General features: G+C 62.5%; 13 protein-coding genes. 7 read left to right on the top strand and 6 right to left on the bottom strand.

Annotated features, from left to right (window positions below; all coding sequences use genetic code 11):
* Nucleotides 1–34: 34 nt before the first annotated feature.
* The 5 genes from dnaE to BMZ24_RS03345 all read left to right on the top strand — a co-directional run bounded on the left by dnaE (nt 35) and on the right by BMZ24_RS03345 (nt 7,553).
* Nucleotides 35–3,496, top strand: coding sequence for a DNA polymerase III subunit alpha (gene dnaE, locus BMZ24_RS03365; protein ID WP_092189552.1), 3,462 nt, complete (start codon nt 35–37; stop codon nt 3,494–3,496).
* 11 nt (nt 3,497–3,507) lie between these two features.
* Complete coding sequence (queD, locus tag BMZ24_RS03360) at nt 3,508–3,900, top strand: 6-carboxytetrahydropterin synthase QueD (RefSeq protein WP_192622615.1); 393 nt, start codon at nt 3,508–3,510, stop codon at nt 3,898–3,900.
* Nucleotides 3,900–4,361 (top strand): D-aminoacyl-tRNA deacylase, encoded by a 462-nt coding sequence (gene dtd / locus BMZ24_RS03355; protein ID WP_092189237.1) that lies wholly within the window; start codon nt 3,900–3,902, stop codon nt 4,359–4,361. The genes queD and dtd overlap by 1 nt, the downstream gene beginning before the upstream one ends.
* Before the next feature lie 123 nt (nt 4,362–4,484).
* Entirely contained in the window at nt 4,485–6,161 is a 1,677-nt protein-coding gene (locus BMZ24_RS03350) for a CgeB family protein (RefSeq protein ID WP_092189235.1), read from the top strand.
* Nucleotides 6,162–6,164: 3 nt separating this feature from the next.
* Nucleotides 6,165–7,553 carry a glycosyltransferase family 9 protein gene (locus tag BMZ24_RS03345; protein WP_092189233.1) on the top strand — a complete coding sequence of 463 codons (1,389 nt, stop codon included), beginning with the start codon at nt 6,165–6,167 and terminating at the stop codon, nt 7,551–7,553.
* Between the two features lie 70 nt (nt 7,554–7,623).
* Here the strand turns inward: BMZ24_RS03345 and BMZ24_RS03340 are convergent, their stop codons facing one another.
* The 4 genes from BMZ24_RS03340 to BMZ24_RS03325 all read right to left on the bottom strand — a co-directional run bounded on the left by BMZ24_RS03340 (nt 7,624) and on the right by BMZ24_RS03325 (nt 14,008).
* A complete protein-coding gene (locus BMZ24_RS03340) occupies nt 7,624–9,039 on the bottom strand; it encodes an efflux transporter outer membrane subunit (RefSeq protein ID WP_092189232.1) in 1,416 nt (471 codons plus the stop codon).
* A complete protein-coding gene (locus BMZ24_RS03335) occupies nt 9,027–12,182 on the bottom strand; it encodes an efflux RND transporter permease subunit (RefSeq protein ID WP_092189230.1) in 3,156 nt (1,051 codons plus the stop codon). Before BMZ24_RS03335 ends, BMZ24_RS03340 begins: the two co-directional genes overlap by 13 nt.
* Before the next feature lie 9 nt (nt 12,183–12,191).
* A complete protein-coding gene (locus tag BMZ24_RS03330; RefSeq protein WP_092189228.1) occupies nt 12,192–13,340 on the bottom strand; it encodes an efflux RND transporter periplasmic adaptor subunit in 1,149 nt (382 codons plus the stop codon).
* A 71-nt stretch (nt 13,341–13,411) separates the two neighbouring features.
* Nucleotides 13,412–14,008, bottom strand: coding sequence for a TetR/AcrR family transcriptional regulator (locus BMZ24_RS03325; RefSeq protein WP_092189226.1), 597 nt, complete (start codon nt 14,006–14,008; stop codon nt 13,412–13,414).
* A gap of 531 nt (nt 14,009–14,539) precedes the next feature.
* Between BMZ24_RS03325 and BMZ24_RS03320 the strand changes: the two genes are divergently transcribed.
* The gene (locus BMZ24_RS03320) at nt 14,540–15,034 is read left to right on the top strand and encodes a rubrerythrin family protein (RefSeq protein ID WP_092189224.1); all 495 of its coding nucleotides are present in this window, start codon (nt 14,540–14,542) and stop codon (nt 15,032–15,034) included.
* Between the two features lie 123 nt (nt 15,035–15,157).
* Here BMZ24_RS03320 and BMZ24_RS03315 read toward each other — a convergent pair whose 3' ends face one another.
* On the bottom strand, nt 15,158–16,750 hold the full coding sequence (locus tag BMZ24_RS03315; protein WP_092189222.1) for a DEAD/DEAH box helicase: 1,593 nt from the start codon (nt 16,748–16,750) through the stop codon (nt 15,158–15,160).
* 292 nt (nt 16,751–17,042) lie between these two features.
* Nucleotides 17,043–18,017, bottom strand: a complete 975-nt coding sequence (locus tag BMZ24_RS03310; protein ID WP_092189220.1) for a TrmO family methyltransferase domain-containing protein — start codon at nt 18,015–18,017, stop codon at nt 17,043–17,045.
* Nucleotides 18,018–18,240: 223 nt separating this feature from the next.
* On the opposite strand from BMZ24_RS03310, the gene BMZ24_RS03305 reads away from it, so the two are divergent.
* Nucleotides 18,241–19,092, top strand: a complete 852-nt coding sequence (locus BMZ24_RS03305) for a universal stress protein (protein WP_092189218.1) — start codon at nt 18,241–18,243, stop codon at nt 19,090–19,092.
* Nucleotides 19,093–19,275: the final 183 nt, after the last annotated feature.

Here is a 19,275-nt window from a genome sequence, read left to right as displayed (position 1 = left end):
CGATTTTTGGAATTCCCTTTTTCCCGAGAGCATCATGAGCGGTTTTACCCATCTGCATTGCCATTCCGAGTACAGCCTCCTGGACGGCGCCATTCGCCTACGGGACCTGTGCGCCCGGGCCGTTGATTTCGGCTTTTCCTCGGCCGCCATCACCGATCACGGCAATCTCTTCGGTTCCGTGCCCTTTTATCTCGAAGCCAAGAAGCACGGCATAAAGCCCATCATCGGCAGCGAAGTCTACGTCGCCGACGACATGTTCGAGCGGGAGAACAAGAAGCGCTTTCATCTGGTGCTTCTGGCCCAGAATCTGGTCGGCTACCACAATCTGGTCAAGATCGTGTCCGCCGGTTTTCTGCAGGGCTTCTATTACAAGCCGCGCGTGGACAAGAAGCTGCTGCGCGCCCATTCCGAGGGCATCGTCTGTCTGTCCGCCTGCCTGCAGGGTGAAGTTCCCTATGCCCTGCGCCACGGGACCTTCGACAGCGCCATCCTGAAGGCGCGCGAATACATGGAGATTTTTCCGGACCGGTTTTATCTGGAGTTGCAGTCCAATGGCTTGAAAGAGCAGGAGGTCGTCAACGACAGGCTCATGGAACTGGCCAAGGAGACCGGCCTGCCGCTGGTCGCCACCAACGACTGCCACTACCTGAACAAGGACGACTACGAGGCCCACGACATCCTCCTGTGCGTGGGCACGGGCAAGATCGCCTCGGAAAAGCAGCGGCTCCGCTTCGATACCAACGAATTTTACTACAAGGCCCCCGAGGAGATGGAGGCCGCCTTCGCCCATTGTCCCGAGGCCGTGGAAAACGCGGGCCGCATCGCGGACATGTGCGAGGTGGAGCTGAAGCTCAAGCAGCATTTCTTTCCGGTCTACGACGTTCCTGAGGGCTCGACCCTGGACGACGAGTTTCGCCGACTGTCCGAAGAGGGGCTGAAGGAGCGCATCGCCGCCCTGCCCTACGAAGTGGACGAGGCCGCTTATCGCGATCGCCTCGAACTCGAACTCAGCGTCATCATCGAGAAGGGTTTTCCGGCCTACTTCCTGATCGTGCAGGACTTCATCAACTGGGCGAAATCGAAGAACATCCCCGTCGGACCCGGCCGAGGTTCGGCCGCCGGATCGCTGGTCTCGTACGCGCTCAGGATCACGGACCTCGATCCCATTCGCTACGCGCTCTTCTTCGAGCGCTTTTTGAATGTGGAACGTGCGTCCATGCCTGATATCGACGTGGATTTCTGCTACAATCGGCGTGACGAGGTCATTCGCTACGTTTCGGAAAAGTATGGAGCCGATCACGTGGCCCAGATCGTGGCCTTCGGGACCATGAAGGCCAAGGGCGCCATTCGCGACGTGGCCAGGGCCCTTGATGTCAGCCTGAAGGACGCCGACCGCATCGCCAAGCTCATCCCCGACGACCTCAAGATGACCCTGACCAAGGCTCTGGACGAGGAGCCGGAGCTGCGCAAGCTCATCGACAGCGACCCGCAGTACCGCAAGCTCTACGACGTGGCCCGCCGTCTTGAGGGTCTGGCCCGACACTCGTCCATCCACGCCGCCGGCATCGTCATCTCCCAGAAGCCCATGGTCGAGTATCTGCCGCTGCACAAGGGCAAGAACGGCGAGGTCGTGACCCAGCTCGACATGAAGAAGGTCGAGCTCATCGGCCTCATCAAGTTCGACTTCCTGGGCCTCAAGACCCTGACCGTCATCGATGACGCCCTGAAGCTCATCCGCAAGAACAACAAGCCCGTGCCGATTCTGGAGAAGCTGCCCCTCGACGACCCGCAGACCTTCGAACTTTTGTGCCGGGGCGAGACGGATGGCGTGTTCCAGCTGGAATCCGACGGCATGCGCCGGGTGCTCAGGGGCCTCAAGCCCTCCTGCTTCGAGGACATCATCGCGCTTCTGGCCCTGTACCGGCCTGGTCCCCTGGAGTCGGGCATGGTCGACGACTTCATCGGCCGCAAGCACGGCCTGAGGAAGGTCGAGTACGAATTCGAGGAACTGGCCCCCGTGGTCCACCCCATCCTGGAGGACACCTACGGCGTCATTCTCTACCAGGAACAGGTCATGAAGATCGCCTCGGACCTGGCCAAGTATTCCCTCGGAGAAGGCGACAACCTGCGTCGGGCCATGGGCAAGAAAGACCCGGCGGAGATGGCCAAGCAGCGCGTGCGTTTTCTGGACGGCGCGCGCGAGAACAACATTTCCCAGGAGGCGGCGGAGTACATCTTCGACCTCATGGAGAAGTTCGCAGGCTACGGGTTCAACAAGTCCCACAGTGCCGCCTATGCCGTCATCTCCTACCAGACGGCCTACGTGAAGGCCCATTACCCGGCAGAGTTCATGGCCGCCATCGTCACCTCGGAAGTGTCCAACACCGACAAGATCCTGGCCCATGTCAGCGCCTGCCGGGACATGGATATCGAGGTTCTGCCCCCGGACGTGAACCGCAGCTACAACGAGTTCACCGTCGAGGGCGAGTCCATTCGCTACGGCCTATCCGGCATCAAGGGCGTGGGCGAGGGGGCTGTCGAGTCCATCGTGGAGGAGCGGGAAAAGGGCGGGGATTTCACCAGTCTGCTCGATTTCTGCCAGCGCGTGAACCTGCGCAAGGTCAACAGGAGGGTGCTTGATTCCCTCGTCAAGTCGGGAGCCATGGACAGCTTCGGGTGTTCGCGCAGGGCGCTTCTGGATGGAATGGACAAGGTCCAGGCCATGGCCCAGAAACGGGCCAAGCGCAAAACCTCCGGCCAGCTCTCGTTCATGGGCATGGTCGAGGAGAACACCTGCAACCTGACGGGGCTCGGCATCGAGGGAGAAGAGGCCGCCCTGCCGGAATTCGGGGACGACGAGAAGTGCCGTATGGAAAAGGAGGCCTTCGGGTTTTTCCTCATCGGACATCCGTTGCAGCCCTTCCGCCAGGAGATCAGGCGGCTGGGCTACCCGACTCTGGCCCAGTGCGCGGACCTCACCGAGAAATCGCCCGTGCAGGTGCCGGTTCTGGTCACCTCGATGAAGACCATCAACACCAAGAAGGGCGACCGCATGGCCTTTTGCGGCATCGAGGATCTCAGCGGTTCGGGCGAGGCCATCGTCTTTTCCGAGCCGTACGTGACCTACCGCGATCTGCTGGCCTGTGAGGAGCCCCTGCTCATGACCGGCGTGGTGGCCAAGCGCGACTCCATGAACGAAGAGAGCGAGGACGGACCCAAGAAAGCCAAGATCCTGGCCGAATCCTTCAAGCTGCTTTCGGAGGTGGTCGGCTCGGGTACGGAGCCGGTGGTCCTTTTCGTGCGCGCCGACGGACAGGATCCCGACTGGGCCGGGCTGGGGGAGATCGTCACGCGTTACCCGGGGCAGGCCCCGGTGCAGGTCGATCTTGGTCGCGGGGAATACGTGTGCCGCCTGCAGTTCGGGCCGGATTTCATGGTGGCGCCGTGTCCGGAATTTTGGCGGGAATTCGAACAGTGGCGATTGATCCGAACCTAAAGGGAGTGTGCATGACACAAGGGCAATGGCGGCTTCGGGTGAGCTCGGATTTCAGCTCATCGCATCAGCTGCGGCATTACGAGGGCAAGTGCGAGAACATGCACGGCCACAATTTCACGGTGGAGGTCGATGTGGTCGGGGAGAGCCTCGACCAAAGGCTCGGCATCCTCATGGATTTCAAGGCGCTCAAGCGTCTGCTGAAAGAGGTGACCGACGAGCTCGACCACAAACATCTGAACGACCTGCCGGATTTTGCCGAGCAGAACCCGTCTTCCGAGCTGCTGGCCCGCTTCGTGTTCCGGCGCATGAAGGATCTGCTGGCCTCGTATCCGGTCCGTTTGGCCGAGGTCATGGTCTCGGAAAAAGCGAGCTCAAGGGCCTATTACTCGGAAGGATCGGTCTGATGCGGGCGGTTCTGCAGCGGGTGCGTTCGGCTTGCGTCCGTGTCCAGGACCGCACCTTGGGCGAGATCGGGCCGGGCATGGTCGTCCTGCTCGGCTTCGGCGGCAACGACGATCCGGACATGGTCGGCGGACCCGTCTGGAACAAATTCATGCAGAAGCTCCTCGGCCTGCGTCTTTTTCCCGACGCGGGCGGCCCCATCAACGCGAGCCTGGCCGATCACGGCGGCGGCATCCTGGTGGTTTCGCAGTTCACCCTCTATGCCGACGTCAAAAAGGGCCGCCGCCCCTCATTTTCCAAGGCTGCCCAGCCCGGGGCCGCCTTGGCCCTGTACCAGTCCTTCGTAGCCGATCTGCGTCGGCAATGGCCGCAGGTAGCCGAAGGCGAATTCGGCGCGGACATGGACGTGTCCCTGGTCAACTGGGGCCCTGTCACGATCTGGCTCGACAGCGACGATTTGTAACCATTCTTGGCAGGCATGTTGCTAGGATGTTCCGAAGCGTTCATTTTTTGACAGGAAACAGCATGCACCCCGTCACCACGACCTTTTTTTCTCCATACCACGCCGACGGCAGGGCCTGAGGCCATGGTCGCCGAAATGGATTACACCGCCGAGCTTGTGCAGGGCACTGACGGTTCCACGGATGTGCGCATCCTGCGGGACGGCCGCGCCCAGCATCTGGGCGGCAGGCGAGGCCGTGAGAACGAGCTGCGCCGCGTGGCGGAAATTCCGGCCGAAGGGGTCCTGCCGGTCTTTTTGGGGGCGGGGCTCGGAGCCGGGCTGGCCAATCTGCTCGATCGGACTTCCGGGCCGGTGGCCGTGGTCGATGCCGAAGAGCCCATCGGCGCCCTGACCGGAGTGCCTGGTAAATGGCGTGACGATCCCCGCATATTATGGGTTGCCGAAGACGACCCAGACGTGGCCCTGAGCCGCTTGACCCGCTGGCAGCTCCGGCACGGCGGCCTTCCTTTCGCCCCGGTCCGGGACCCTTTCTACGCGCGTCTGAGGCCGGGCCTGTACCGTGAGCTTGCAGACCGTCTGGACATAAGCCTCAAGTTCGATTTCTGGAACCGGGCGCGCTACCCCAAGTTTCGCTCCACGGTCCCGCGCGTGATGCTCTTGACCAGCTCCTATTTTCTGATGGGCGAGCTTGAGGCCGCCTGCGCCCGTCTCGGCTACGCGACCTCTCTGGTGCAGTTGCCGAGTCAGGAGGTGGGCAGCCAGGAATTCGTCGAATCCATCCTCGCGGAAATTTTGTTCTTTCGTCCGGATTTCGTGCTGACCATCAACCATCTGGGCGTGGACAAGGAGGGCATCCTGACGGCGCTTCTGGCGCGCATGGAGCTTCCCCTGGCGTCCTGGTTCGTCGACAACCCGCACCTCATCCTCTACGTCTACGAAAATCTGGCCTCGGATTGGGTCACGCTCTTCACCTGGGACGTGGACAACATCGAGTCCCTGAAGGCGCAAGGGTTTTCGCGCGTTCACTACCTGCCCCTGGCAACCGATCCGCACCGCTTCGCCCACGCCCCGAACACGGCTCCGGCGCGCGATGTCTCCTTTGTCGGCAACTCGATGCTTTACAAGGTGCGCGCCAAGCTGCGGCATTACGATTTTCCGCCCGTTCTTCTGGCCGATCTGGAGGAACTCGGGCGCGCCTTCATGCTCAGCGGAGCCCTGTCCGTGGCCCGGTTTCTGGAAGAGGAGCGGCCCATGTACGTGGCGGCTTTCAGGGCCCTGCCGGACGTGGACGCCCGGCTCGCCTTCGAGACCCTGGTCACCTGGCAGGCGACCCTTTTATACCGCCTGGAGCGCGTGCGGGAGCTGCTGCCCTTCAAGCCGCTTCTTGTCGGAGACCCGGGCTGGCACGAGATTCTGCCGCAGCCCGGCTGGACCTACCATCGCGAACTCAACTACTACGCCGACCTGCCCGGGTTTTATCCGGCCACGCGCATCAACTTCAACTGCACCAGCCAGCAGATGAAGGGCGCGGTCAATCAGCGCGTCTTCGACGTGCCGGTCTGCGGCGGATTCTTGCTCACCGACCACCGGCGGCAGATGGAAGCGCTCTTCGAGCCTGGCCGGGAGATCGTCTGCTATCAGGACCCGGGCGAGATTTCCGGGCTCGTGCGCCATTACCTGAGTCATGACGGCGAGCGCGCAAGAATTGTCCAGGCCGCTCGTACCCGCATTCTGGCCGAACACACCTACGACCTGCGCTTAAAGTCCCTGGTCCGGACCATGCGCTCTATCTACGGTTAGCCTGTGAAGAAGCCCATCCTGGTCATCCAGATGCAGCGCATGGGGGACCTGATCCTGTCCTTCCCTCTTTTTTTATGGCTGGAGCGGGCATTTCCCGGTCATCCGGTCTGGGTCATGGCCGAGCCGAGTTTTGCCGTGCCGCTGGTGCGCCTGAGTCCGCAGGTTCGTTACTTCAGTCATGGGCAGGAAGGGGAGCTGCGGCGGCAGGCATTTCATCTGGTCATAAATCTGAGTCACCGCGCCGAAAGCATGGAACTGGCCGGGAGCCTGCAATGTGACGCGCTGGTGGGCGGATACATCCGGGATGGCGTGACCCGCATCGAGGGCGACTGGCAGGAATACCGGGCGTCGCTGACGCACAACAACCGGCACAACCACTTTCATTGGGCCGATCTGAACGCCCTCGGCGTGATCCCGCGCAAAATCATGGAGCAAACCCGCTGGCCCGGGCCGCGCGACATGCCGCACGGCATCCGTCACATTGGTCTTTTTCTCGGCGCGAGCGAATCGGACAAACGACCCAGTGCCGCGTTTTGGGTCGAGCTTCTCGGGGAACTGGAACGGCGGGGGTTCGTGCCTGTCCTGCTTGGCGGGCCCGGAGAGCGTGAGCTGTGCCGCGAGGTGCTGCGCCTCGTCGCACGTCCGGTGGCCAGCGCCTGCGGCAGCCTGGGGCTGGATATGTTTGCCATGTTCGGGCAGACTCTGGCCGCCATGATAACCCCCGACACGGGCCCCATGCATCTGGCGGCCTGGTCGGGGCTCAAGGTGCTCAATCTGTCCATGGGACCGGTGCACGCCTTCGAGACAGGTCCTTACCAGCCGGGGCACGTGGTGCTGCGCAGTTCTGGGGATTGCGTGGGCTGCTGGCGCTGCCGCTTTGAACTTCCGCGTTGTCACCGGCGCTTCAAGCCTGCGCGGGTGGTGCGCGTCCTTGAAGCCATGCTCGGGCGCAAGGGCAAGCTGACTGGCCTGCGGCTTCCCGGACTCGAGATTCTGGCCAGCGGCCGCAAGGACGGCCTCTATGATCTGATCCCGCTCTCCGTCCGTCCCAAGGCCGGTCAGAAGCTGTCCGCATACTGGCAGGCTTTCTGGCTGTACGCTTTCGGGCTTGGCTCCCGGGACGAATGCCTGGCCGCGGCCGGGAATCTGCGCGAAGCCCATGACGCCCTGGCGCGGGTCATGGCGGTCGGCGCGCTGCGATTTTTCCGCACAGCGAGCAGCACCACCGACCCTGAGCGGCTTGTGCGCGAATGGGACCACGCAGCCCTGGCTTTGCGCCCTTTGAGCGGGTACGCCGCTGTCCATCTGTCCAATCATGACTGCTCCCCGGCCAGCCGCAGGCGCGTGCTGGCCCTGGCCGAGGACCATCTCGAATTTCTTCGCCCATCGTGAGAGGGTAACGTTTTCAATCAAAGAAAAAGGCGGCCAGTGGCCGCCTTTTTCTTTTGAATTCAACTGGTTACTATTGAGCCGATGCGTGCAGCCCGTTTTCCTGCCAGCCACCGCCAAGCGCGGTGAAAAGCTCGACCATGGCCAGCTTCCGGGCCAGGCGGGCGTCGAGCAGGTTTTGTCTGGCCGTGAAGAGGGTGCGCTCCGCGTCGTGCACGGCAAAGGCGCTCTCAAGGCCCGCCGAAAAACGCTGATCGACCAGCAGGCGGCTCTTCTCCGCGCTTGCCGCGCGCCTGGCCTGGGCTTTGACCTGGCCTTCGTAGCCCTGGTTTTTGGCCAGGGCGTCGGAGACTTCTCGAAAGGCGTTCTGGATGGTCTGCTCGTATTGCGCGACTCTGATCTGCTGCTCCGCCTTGGCCGCCTCAAGTCTGGCCTTGTTCCGGCCCGCGTCAAAGAGGGGCAGGGTGATGCTGGGCACGAAGGTCCAGGCCCGCTGGGCCGAATCGAACAGGTCGGTCAGTTCCAGGCTGGCCAAACCGGCCGTCGTGGTCAGTCCGATGCGCGGGAAGAAGGCCGCCCGTGCGGCGCCAATTTCCGCGCCCGCGGCCCACAGGCGGTGTTCGGCCTCCAGGATGTCCGGGCGCCTGGTCAAAAGCTCCGACGGAAGTCCCGGCTCCACCGTCGTGCGCAGGGCCACGTCGTTTATGGCCCGGGCCGGGAGGCCGAGTTCCGGGACGGGCACGCCGACCAGCACGGCCAGGGCGTTTTCATCCATGGCCACCTGGGCCGTGAGGCGCGCGACCTCGGCCTGGGCCACGGCCACGACTTCCTCGGCCTGATGGCGGGCCAGTTCCGTGCTCATGCCGTGGGCCAGTTGGGCCATGGTCAGATCAAGGGTTGCCTGGCGGCTTTCAAGGGTTTCCCGGGCCAGAGCAAGATGTTCGCGGTCTCCGGCCAGGGTCAGATAGCCCCTTGCGACCTGGGACACGAGGCTGATGTGCGCGGCCCGCCGGGCTTCCTCTGTGGCCAGGTAGCTCTCCAGGGCCGAGTCCTCAAGGCTCTTCACCCGGCCGAAGAAGTCAAGCTCGAAGGAGGAGATTCCAAGCCCCACGTTCCACTGCCGGTCAATGCCCTCGATCCCGCCGTGCAGGTCCGCAGGCAGACGCTGGTTCGAGTTCTGGCCCGAGGCGTCGATGTTCGGGATACGGTCGGCGCGGGCGATGCCGAACTGGGCGCGGGCCTTGTCCATGGCCAGCACGGCCTGACGCAGGCTTCGGTTCTGGTGCAGGGCTGTGGATATGAGCTTTTGCAGGGCCGAGTCGGGGAACACGTCTCGCCAGCCAAGCTCGTCCACTCCGGCCAGGGGGCCGGTCTGGGCCGGTGCGTTCCAGGCCTCGGGCACGGGCATGGCCGGGCGCTCCCGTTCAGGAGCGAGGGTGGCGCAGCCGCTCAAGGCGACGAGCGCGATCACGAGTATCAATCTTCGCATGGGTGCCCTCCGGGGATGATGGCGCGAGTGGTCGATTTTTTGGGTTCCTTGCGGGAAAGTCCCAGCTTGGCCACGATGACGAAGAAGACCGGGATGAGCAGGGAGCCGATGATGGTCGAGGCGATGGTGCCGCCGATGACGCCCGTGCCGATGGAGTTCTGTCCGCCCGAACCCGCGCCGGAGTTCAGGGCCAGGGGCAGGACGCCAAGGCCGAAGGCCAGGGAGGTCATGAGGATGGGCCGCAGACGTTGCCGGGCCGCCTCGACCACCGCGGTCATGAGATCCATGCCCGATTCGGCCAGGCTCTTGGCGAACTCGACGATGAGGATGGCGTTTTTGGCCGCCAGGCCCATGGTCGTGAGCAGGCCGACCTGGAAGTAGACGTCATTGGTCAGGCCGCGCAGACTGACGGCGGCCAGGGCTCCGACGACGCCGATGGGCACGACCAGGATGACCGATGCGGGCAGGCTCCAGCTTTCATAAAGAGCCGCCAGGCACAGGAATACGACGATGATGGAGAGACCGTAGAGCATGATGGTCTGCGAGCCTGCCTGACGTTCCTGGAAGGACAGGCCGGTCCAGGAGAAGCCGATGCCTTCGGGCAACTGACTGGCCAGGCTCTCCATGGTCGCCATGGCCTGCCCGGAGCTCTTGCCCGGAGCGGGCGCGCCGAGAATCTGCATGGCCGGAACGCCGTTGTAGCGCTCCAGGCGCGGCGAGCCCGAGGTCCAGTGCGCCGTGGCGAAGCTCGACATGGGCACCATCTGGCCGGATTTTCCGCGCACATGCCACCGGGCCAGATCCTCGGGCATCATGCGGTAGGGTGCCTCGCCCTGCATGATGACCTTCTTGACGCGGCCCTTGTCCAGGAAGTCGTTGACGTAGGAGCTGCCCCAGGCCGTGGCGATGACGCCGGTCACATCGGACACGGCAAGGCCCAGGGCGCCTGCCTTGTCCCAATCGATGTCGATGCGGTACTGCGGCGTGTCATCCAGACCGTTGGGGCGGACCATGGCCAGGTCAGGATGCTGTCTGGCCATGCCGAGGAGCTGGTTGCGGGCGGCCGTGAGCTTTTCGTGGCCGAGGCCCGCCATGTCCTGCAACTCGAAGTCGAACCCGGCCGCGTTGCCCAGTTCCATCACCGCAGGAGGGGAAAAGGCGAAGACCTGCGCGTCGCGGTACTGCGAGAACGCGGCCATGGCCCGTCCGGCGATGGCTTTGACGTGCATGTCCGGGGTTTTGCGCACGCTCCAGTCCTTGAGGCGCACGAAGCACATGGCCGTGTTCTGGCCGCTTCCGGCGAAGCTGAAGCCCGCCACCGCCATGAGCGATTGCACGGAGTCCTTCTCGGTTTCCAGGAAGTGATTTTCGATGCGTTCCAGCACATCAAGGGCGCGGTCCTGGGTCGCGCCGATGGGCAGCTGGACCTGCACGAAGAGGATGCCCTGGTCCTCGTCGGGAAGAAAACCCGTGGGCAGGCGCTGGAACAGGAACATCATGGCCGCGAGGATGAGCGCATAGAGGACCAGCGAGCGGCCCCAGCGCCGGGTCATGGATCCGACCAGCTTTTGATACCCATTGGCCGTGCGGTCGAAGCCGCGGTTGAACAGGCCGAAGAAGCCGCGTTTGCCCTGGCCGGGCTTTGCGGGCTTTAGCATTGTGGCGCACAGGGCCGGGGTCAGGATCAGGGCCACCAGGACGGAGAGGACCATGGCCGAGACCACGGTGATGGAGAACTGGCGGTAGATGACGCCCGTGGACCCGCCGAAGAAGGCCATGGGCACGAACACGGCGGACAGCACCAGGGCGATGCCGACCAGGGCCCCGGAGATCTGGGTCATGGACAGATGGGTCGCGTCCTTGGCCGACAGGCCGTCCTCGTGCATGATGCGCTCGACGTTCTCGACCACGACGATGGCGTCGTCCACCAGCAGGCCGATGGCCAGGACCATGGCGAACATGGTCAGGGTGTTGATGGAGTAGCCAAAGGCCGCCAGCACCCCAAAGGTGCCGAGCAGAACCACGGGCACGGCGATGGTCGGGATGAGCGTGGCCCGGAAGTTCTGCAGAAAGAGGTACATGACCAGAAAGACCAGCACGACGGCTTCAAGCAGGGTGCGGATCACCTCCTCGATGGAGATGCGCACGAAGGGCGTGGTGTCGAAGGCTTCCACGACCTTCATCCCGGCCGGAAAGGTCGAGCTGATGCTGTCCGTGTATTCGGCGATGGCCTCGACGGTCTTCAGGGCGTTGGCGCCGGTGGCCAGCTTGATGGCTAGGGCCGCCGCGGGCTGACCGTTGAAGCGGGAGACGATCTGCGAATTCTCGGCGCCCAGTTCCACCTTGGCCACGTCGCCCAGTCGCACCGTGGAGCCGTCGGTATGCACTTTCAGGAGGATGTTCCGGAATTGCTCCGGAGTCTGCAGGCGATCCTGAACGCTGACCGTGAAGTTGATGCGCTGTTCCTCCACAGAGGGCAGTCCGCCCAGCTGTCCTGCGGATATCTGGGCATTTTGGGCCTTGATGGCTGCCGCGACGTCGGCGGGCGTGAGGCTGTAGGTGTGCAATTTGTCAGGGTTGAGCCAGATGCGCATGGCGTGCTGCGAGCCGAACAGGGTGACCTCGCCGACGCCTTCCACGCGGCTCATGCCGTCGAGCACATTGGCGGCCACATAGTCGGCCAGTTCGGCCCTGGCCATGGAGCCGTCCTCGGACACGAATCCGAGTACCTGCACGAAGTTTCTGACCGCTTTCGTGACCTGCACGCCCTGGGCCTGCACTTCCTGCGGCAGCAGCGACATGGCCAGCTGCAGCTTGTTCTGGACCTGCACCTGGGCAATGTCCGGGTTGGTGCCGGCCTTGAAGGTCAGGGTGATTTCGGCCTGACCCGAGGACTGGCTGGTCGAGGACATGTAGTCCAGGTTGTCGATGCCCTTCATCTTCTGTTCGATGACCTGCGTGACCGCGTCTTCGAGCGTCTTGGCGGAGGCGCCGGGATAGGTCGCGCTGATGGCCACGGAAGGCGGAGCGATGGGCGGATACTGGGATATGGGCAGGCCGGTTATGGCCAGCACGCCGCCAAGCATGGCGGCGATGGCCAGAACCCAGGCGAATACCGGGCGATTGATGAAAAAATGTGCCATGAGAGCTCCTTACATTGTGTCTTTTGCGACACGGACCTGCACGCCGGGGCGCGCCTTCTGCAAACCTTCGACGACCACTCGGTCTCCGGCGGCCAGTCCCTGGCGCACAACCCAGTCACCATCGACCGCCCGGTCCAGTTCCAGGGGGCGGACAGCCACCTTTTCCTCGCCGTCCACGATCATGGCCATGGCTTTGCCATGCGCGTCGCGGACCACGGCCTGTTGCGGAATGAGCAGCGCATTGGCCAGCACCCCCTCCTCGACGACGGCGCGGACGTACATGCCCGGCAGAAGGTCGCGTTCGGGGTTGGGGAAGACGGCGCGCAGGGTGACGGAGCCGGTGCTCTGATCCACGCTGGCCTCGGCCAGTTGCAGGATGCCCTCATGGGCATAGGTTGCGCCGTCTTCGAGGATCAGGCGGACTTTTGTCGCGGCTGCGCCGGCGGACTGGACGGCCCCGCTCTTGAGGGCGTGCTTCATGCGCAAAAGTTCAACGTTGGACTGGGTGAGATCCACATAGATGGGGTCGAGTTGCTGCACCGTGGCCATGGCCTGGGCCTGATTGGCCGTGACCAGGGCGCCCGGGGTGATGGTGGACCGACCGATGCGGCCGCTTATGGGCGAGAGGACCCTGGTCCGCTCAAGATCGATGTGCGCGGCGCCAAGCTCGGCCTGCGCCGCGGCCACATTGGCTTCGGCCAGGGCCAGGGCGGCCTGGACCTCGTCGTGGTCCTGCTGGCTGACGGCCTTGGTGCGGATCAGGTCACGATAGCGCACCGCTTTCAGCCGGGCGGGCTCCAGTTCGGCCTTGGCCTTGGCCACTGCCGCCTTGGCGCGGGCCACGGCCACTTCATAGGTCGAAGGGTCGATCTGGTAGAGCAGATCGCCGGATTTGACCTCGGTCCCTTCCTCAAAGGCCCGCTTCAGGATGATGCCGCCCACCTGCGGCCGGATCTCGGCCATCTGGTATACGGCGGTGCGTCCCGGCAATTCCGTGGTCAGACGGACGTTTGTTTCCTGCATGGTGACCACGGCCACTTCCGGAGCGGGAGCAACCTGGGCTGCGGCTGGCTGGTTGGCTTGCGACGGCTTGTTCCAGGCGAGATAGCCAAGGCCGACGGCGACCACGACGACAACGGGAATAAGTATTTTCTTCATTTGGTCCTTCCAGGATTTCTTGTTTTGAAAATATTATGTGAACGGTCGTTCACTTTAAGGGCAAAAAAAAATTAAGGGGATACGCCTCGGACAAACATTTTCCAGTTGGCCTCGGCCTGGGTCTTGGGATCAATCATGTCGCCGCGCCTGCTGTACAGGATGGCGATGGTCAGGAACTGACCCAGAAACTGCACGAAGATCTCATCGGCATCGATGTCGTCGCGGATTTCCCCGGCAATCTGGCCCTGGCGGATGATCCCGGCCACCTCGGACTGGTGCCGCTGATGGTTCTTCAGCAGGCGCTCCCGCAGGTGGTTCTCGTCACTCCACAGCGCGTCCGAGAGCACGAGGTTGGGTAGCGCCCGGTAGCGCTCGACCACGCTGATGTGCAGGTCGTAGCAGCGGCGCAGCTTGGTCAGTGCGGGGCCCGGTTCCTTGATGGCCTGGCGGATTCCTTCGGTCTTGACGTCGTCGAGCAGGTCCAGGACGCTGGCCAGTATGTCGGCCTTGCCGCCTGGAAAATGCCTGTACAGGGCCGGCGCGGTCACGCCCACGGCGCGGGCCACGTTGCGCGCGGTGAGGGCCCCGACACCCTGGTCGGCAACCAGTGCGAGGGCCGCTTCGGCGATCTGTTCGCGACGGATTATGGTGGTGAGTCTCTTTGCCATGGAGGGGCTAGTTAACGACCGTTCACTTTGTCGTCAAGAGCAAAATGTGAGGTGGAAGGAAGAAATTTTGGTGTGATTGTGCGGAGGGGTGGAGTCAGAATGCTAAAAAGATTGAAGAGATTAGGGATTTGTGCGGCCAGCGGCCCGTTGCCGCCATGGCCTTGAGGCCCGCCGGAACTCCTTCGCGGGCCTCGTAGAGTTGAATCGTTGCGTGCAGGGCGGAAATTTCTGGGCAGTGCGCCCGGCAACGATTCAACAAACGATGCCTGGCTCAGTCAGACAGCCGACGCGCCTCAAGACCATGACGGCAACGGACCTTGAGGTGCTGGCGGGTGATTGCTGGCCGTGATTGTGGGAGGATTGGAGTCATTGTTTGAAGAAGATTGGGGAGATTAAGGGGTAATGTGCGAGTGGCGGTCCGTTTCCGCCATGGCCTTGTGTTGTAAAAAAAAGTACTTGCACTTTGCAGGGGCATTTATTAGCAAGATGAGAATTATTCCTGATAACAAAAAGCACTCAAGGAGAATACCAATGAGCAAGACCACCGAGAATTTGAAAGAGGCTTTTGCCGGAGAATCCCAGGCTAACCGCAAGTATCTGGCTTTTGCCAAGAAGGCCGAGGAAGAGGGGCTGCCGCAGGTTGCCAAATTGTTCCGGGCTGCGGCTCACGCCGAGACCATTCACGCCCATGCGCACTTGCGCCTCATGAAGGGCATTGGTTCCACGGCCGAAAATCTCAAGGAAGCCGTGGCCGGTGAAACGCATGAATTCAAGTCCATGTATCCGGCCATGATCGCCGATGCCCAGGCCGAAGGCGAAAAGGCTGCCGAGAAATATTTCGTTTTCGCCAATCAGGCCGAGGAATGCCACGCAAACCTCTACTCCAAGGCGGCGGAAAAGATGGGTGAGCTGGCGGCAGTGGACTACTATGTCTGCAGCATCTGCGGTCACATCCATGAAGGCGAGCCTACCGAAAAGTGTCCGATCTGCGGCGCGCCGGCCAAGGCATACGGCGTCGTGGCCTAGAGGCCTTGAGCCTTCCCGCCGGATTGCTGGAAAAGCCGCGTTCCCCTTTCGGGAGCGCGGCTTTTCAAATGAAAAAGGCCATGCATCACTGCACGGCCTTTTTTTGTGGATTATTTTCGGGTGTTATCTTCTGGGGGCCGGGGCGCTCGGGCGGGCCTTGGCCTTGGTGAAGGCCAGTTCGGTGCCCTTGCCCTTGTTGAACATGGCCAGCACCCTTTCGGCATCATGGAAGGGCAAGGAAACAAAGGCGAAGGTTTCCATGATCTGGATGTCCCAGATTTTCTTGGGCGGGATGTTGCACTTGTCGCCAAGGAAGGTCAGCAGACGCTTGGGCGTCAGACCATCCTTGCGGCCCTGGGTCACGAAGAGGCGGGACTTGCCCGTCTTGTCCACCACGAAGGCGTCTCCGATCTCCTTGTAGTTGGAGGCGTCAAGCTCCTCCTGGAACATGTACTGCAACAGGGCGGCCAGGGTTTCGCGGGGCTTGCTCTGGTCGAGGAGTTCCTGGGCCATGCCCATGAATTCAAGCTCCGGCTCCGTGGTCATGATTTCCTGCAGTTCCGCACGGATGCGTCCCTTCTTCATGTCGATGACATCGGAGACCTTGGGCAGCCTGGCCTTGCGGATGTCCGTGCGGGCGTGCTTGCTGATGAACTGCAGGCGGCGGTACTCGGACGGCGTGATGAAGGTGATGGCGATGCCCTGCTTGCCGGCCCGGCCGGTGCGGCCGACGCGGTGCACGTAGGCTTCCGGGTCGTGAGGCAGATCGAAATTGATGACGTGGGTCAGGTCGTGCACGTCGATGCCGCGCGCGGCCACGTCGGTGGCGACCAGGATCGTGACCAGCTTCTTCTTGAACTTGATCAGGATCTTCTCGCGCAGGCTCTGGGACATGTCGCCGTGCAGGGTGTCGGCGTCGTAACCGCGTTCCATGAGGCGCTGGGATACGGCGTCGGCGTCGACCTTGGTGCGGGTGAAGACAAGTCCGTAGAATTCCGACTCCATGTCGATGATCCGGCACAGGGCCTCGAATTTGTCGCTCATGGCGACCTCAAAGTAGATCTGGTCGGTCTGGGGGGCGGTCAGCTGGTTGGATTCGGCCCGAATGACCTGATAATCGCCCATGTATTTCTTGGCGATGCGCAGGATTTCAGGCGGCATGGTCGCGGAGAAGAGCATGGTGCGTTTTTCGGAGCCCGTCTGTTCCATGATCTCCAGCACGTCGTCCAGAAAGCCCATGTTCAGCATCTCGTCGGCCTCGTCGAGGATCAGGAAACGGATGCCCGAAAGATTGAGGCTGCCCCGGCGCAGGTGGTCGAGCACGCGGCCCGGTGTCCCGACAACCACGGACACGCCCTTCTTGAGGCTTCTGAGCTGGATATCCATGGACTGGCCGCCATAGATGGGGGCGACGTTGATGGTCCGGCCGCCGCGCAGGGAGTTGATCTCCTCGGCCACCTGAATGGCCAGTTCGCGGGTCGGGGCGAGAACGAGGGCCTGCACCGTGCGGATGTCAGGGTCGAGCATTTCGAGCAGCGGCAAGCCAAAGGCCGCAGTCTTGCCAGTGCCGGTCTGGGCCTGGGCGACGATGTCGTTCTCCCCGGTCAATACGGCCGGGATGGTCTTGATCTGGATGGGGGTTGGCTCTTCGAAACCCTTACGGGACAGAGCCTGGATGGTCAGTTCGGATAAGCCTAAATCAGAAAATGTAGTCATATTAATACCTTGCGGGCATAGGCCTCGCGGTCAAAAGAAAACCCGGCTCTGGAACCGGGCCCTTACCGTGAGGCCGACTGTCCAAGGCGGGAAACAAGCATTTCGAAAACGTGTGGAACCGGATCGAAGAGCGAACATGCTCAAGAAAGGTCGTGCGGAAAAGGAGGAATCCCCTCAAGAAATGCTCGGGGTATATATATTTTACTTTTGGGCTTGGCAAGAGATAATTTTTAAAATCGAAAAGAAATGAAAGGGGGCGAGCTCAAGCTCGCCCCCTCCCCAAGCTTCGGGCTCAGCGCCGCATGGCGATCCCGGCCAGACTTTCCAATTCCTCGGAGAGTCCCAGGGCCTGGATCATGGTTTCCCCGCGACAGACAAGTCCGTGGTTGTCCATGAATACGGCCTCGAAGTCCCTGCTGGCCAGTCCCACTGCTTGCCCCAGCTCCGGAGTGCCGGGTCGGTGGGCGGGCACGCGGGTCAGCTTGTCGGCGAAGACCCGGCCTTCGAAGAGGGGCAGGTCAAGAAGAGGACCTTCCCCGCGCAGGGACAGGGCCAGAAGTTTCGGCGGATGGGTGTGCACGATGGCCCGGGCCAGGGGCTGGTTGCGGTATACCTCAAGGTGTACGGCAAGCTCCGAGGAGGCCCGCACCGATGTCAGGGGCGTTCCCGTGGCCAGATCTACCACGGCCAGATCCCGGGGCCCAAGGTGTCCCTTGGCACTGCCCGTGGCCGTGATCACAACGCGCTCCCCTTGTCGCATGCTCACGTTGCCGTTGAATCCGGCGAAGAGTCCACGCAGCCAGCCGTCGCGGGCGGCCGAGAGAATGGCCTGGCCCGTATCGGGATTGACCAGGGATGAGAATTCGGCTGTGCCCTGGAGCGTGGTGTTGTCGGGCTTTATGTCGATGACGGGAGTCCCGTCGATGACCTCAAGGGGATGCACCTTCAAGCGCAGACCCTCGCGGTCGAGGATATGCACCGCATGCAGGCCGATGGGTGTGGGGCGGTCGGGGGAACGGGTCGAGAAGATGCCGCGCATGGGCAATTCGCGGTTTCCCTGAGGGTGGCAGCGCAGCACGCCCTGATCGCCCTGGTGCATCCAGGTCAGGACCAGGATGGCGTCTCCGACCTGAAGGTCCGTGGCTGCGGGCTCGAAGTCCGGGGCCAGCTCGATCCAGACCGGGGGCATGGAGGTATCGCCGTATTTCGGGCACTGGTCGCGGCTGACGAGATGGGAGCGGACGGTGCCGATGACGCGAGGGTTCATGAGTAGTATCCTTGCTGCGGTTTTGGGGCCTCGAACATCATGCTTACCGTCCGCTATTTTGCCCGTCAAATGCAAGGCTCCTAGATCCGCCCTCGCTCATCCTCCGTGGCCTTTCGGTGCAAATCGCGCAACGGTTTCCTAGTGAAATTTGGGGCGATGCTTGTATTGAAATTGCGAAAAGGGTAGCTCTTGGTACGTTTTCAACCACAACCTCGGAGCGCGCATGAACCGCTTCTCCACCAGCCTTCTGGGTGAAGCCAAGACCCTGCTTCTGGCCACGGACGGCTCCATTTTCAGTGACGGAGCGCTGCAGGAGGCCATCTTTTTCGGTCAAGCCTGCGGTGCCCGGCTGATTGCTTTGCATGTGGTCAAAATCGATGTCGAATCCCTCAAATCCGCCAACGCCAGGGTCACCCGCGCTCAGCAGGAGATCGCTCCGTACATGGAGGACATCCGCAAGATGGCCAGGGACAGCGGGGTGGAGTGCGAGACCGTGGTGGTCGGTTCCTCGGTGCCCGAGCATGCCATCGTCGAGCAGGCCAGAATGCGCGAGGCCGATGTCATCATCATGGGCCGTCATGGCCGGGCCGGAAGGCTGTACCTGATGGTGGGCAGCATGACTTCGAAGGTCATCGGCCTCGGTTTCCCCATGGTGCTCATGCTCCCCAAGGATTTCACGATGACCGGGTCCCATGTGCTGGTGGCCGTGGACGATTCGCCCAACAGCCGTCTGGCCGTCGAGGAAGCCCTGAGTCTGGGAATCTGCTGCGTGACCCTGGAGAGGCTGACCTTCGTGGCGGTCGCGCGGCGGGAGAGCGGTCTGCCCGAGGCCGAAAAAATGGTCGAGGACATCTGTGCCCGAGGCCGGGAAAAGTGGCCGCGGATTCACTTTGAGGCCGTGGCCGGGGTTGGGCATGCATCGAACATCATCGTGCGCGCCGCCGAGGAACGCAACGTGGACATGATCATGATCGGCGGCATGGTTTCGGGGCCGCTGCCCAAAATGTTCGGCGGCCGGGTGACCAAGGAAGTCTGCGGGTGGGCGCACTGCGCGGTGCTGGTCGTCACCGCCTAGGAGCCCGTCCAAAATCCGTTCTGGACTGCGTTGCTCCCCGATTCTGAAGGGCTCATGTAGGTAAGCTACACATCGCCCTTCAGAATCGGCTCGCGCCTTGCCAGAACGAATTTTGAACGGACTCCGGCTTCAATAGGAAAATTTGACTGAGCGGCAGGTGCGGGCCTTGATTTTTTTTGTTCC

Origin of the sequence: Desulfomicrobium norvegicum, assembly GCF_900114595.1 — a bacterium.
Classification (GTDB): domain Bacteria; phylum Desulfobacterota; class Desulfovibrionia; order Desulfovibrionales; family Desulfomicrobiaceae; genus Desulfomicrobium; species Desulfomicrobium macestii.
This window is presented reverse-complemented; position numbering and strand designations above follow the sequence as displayed.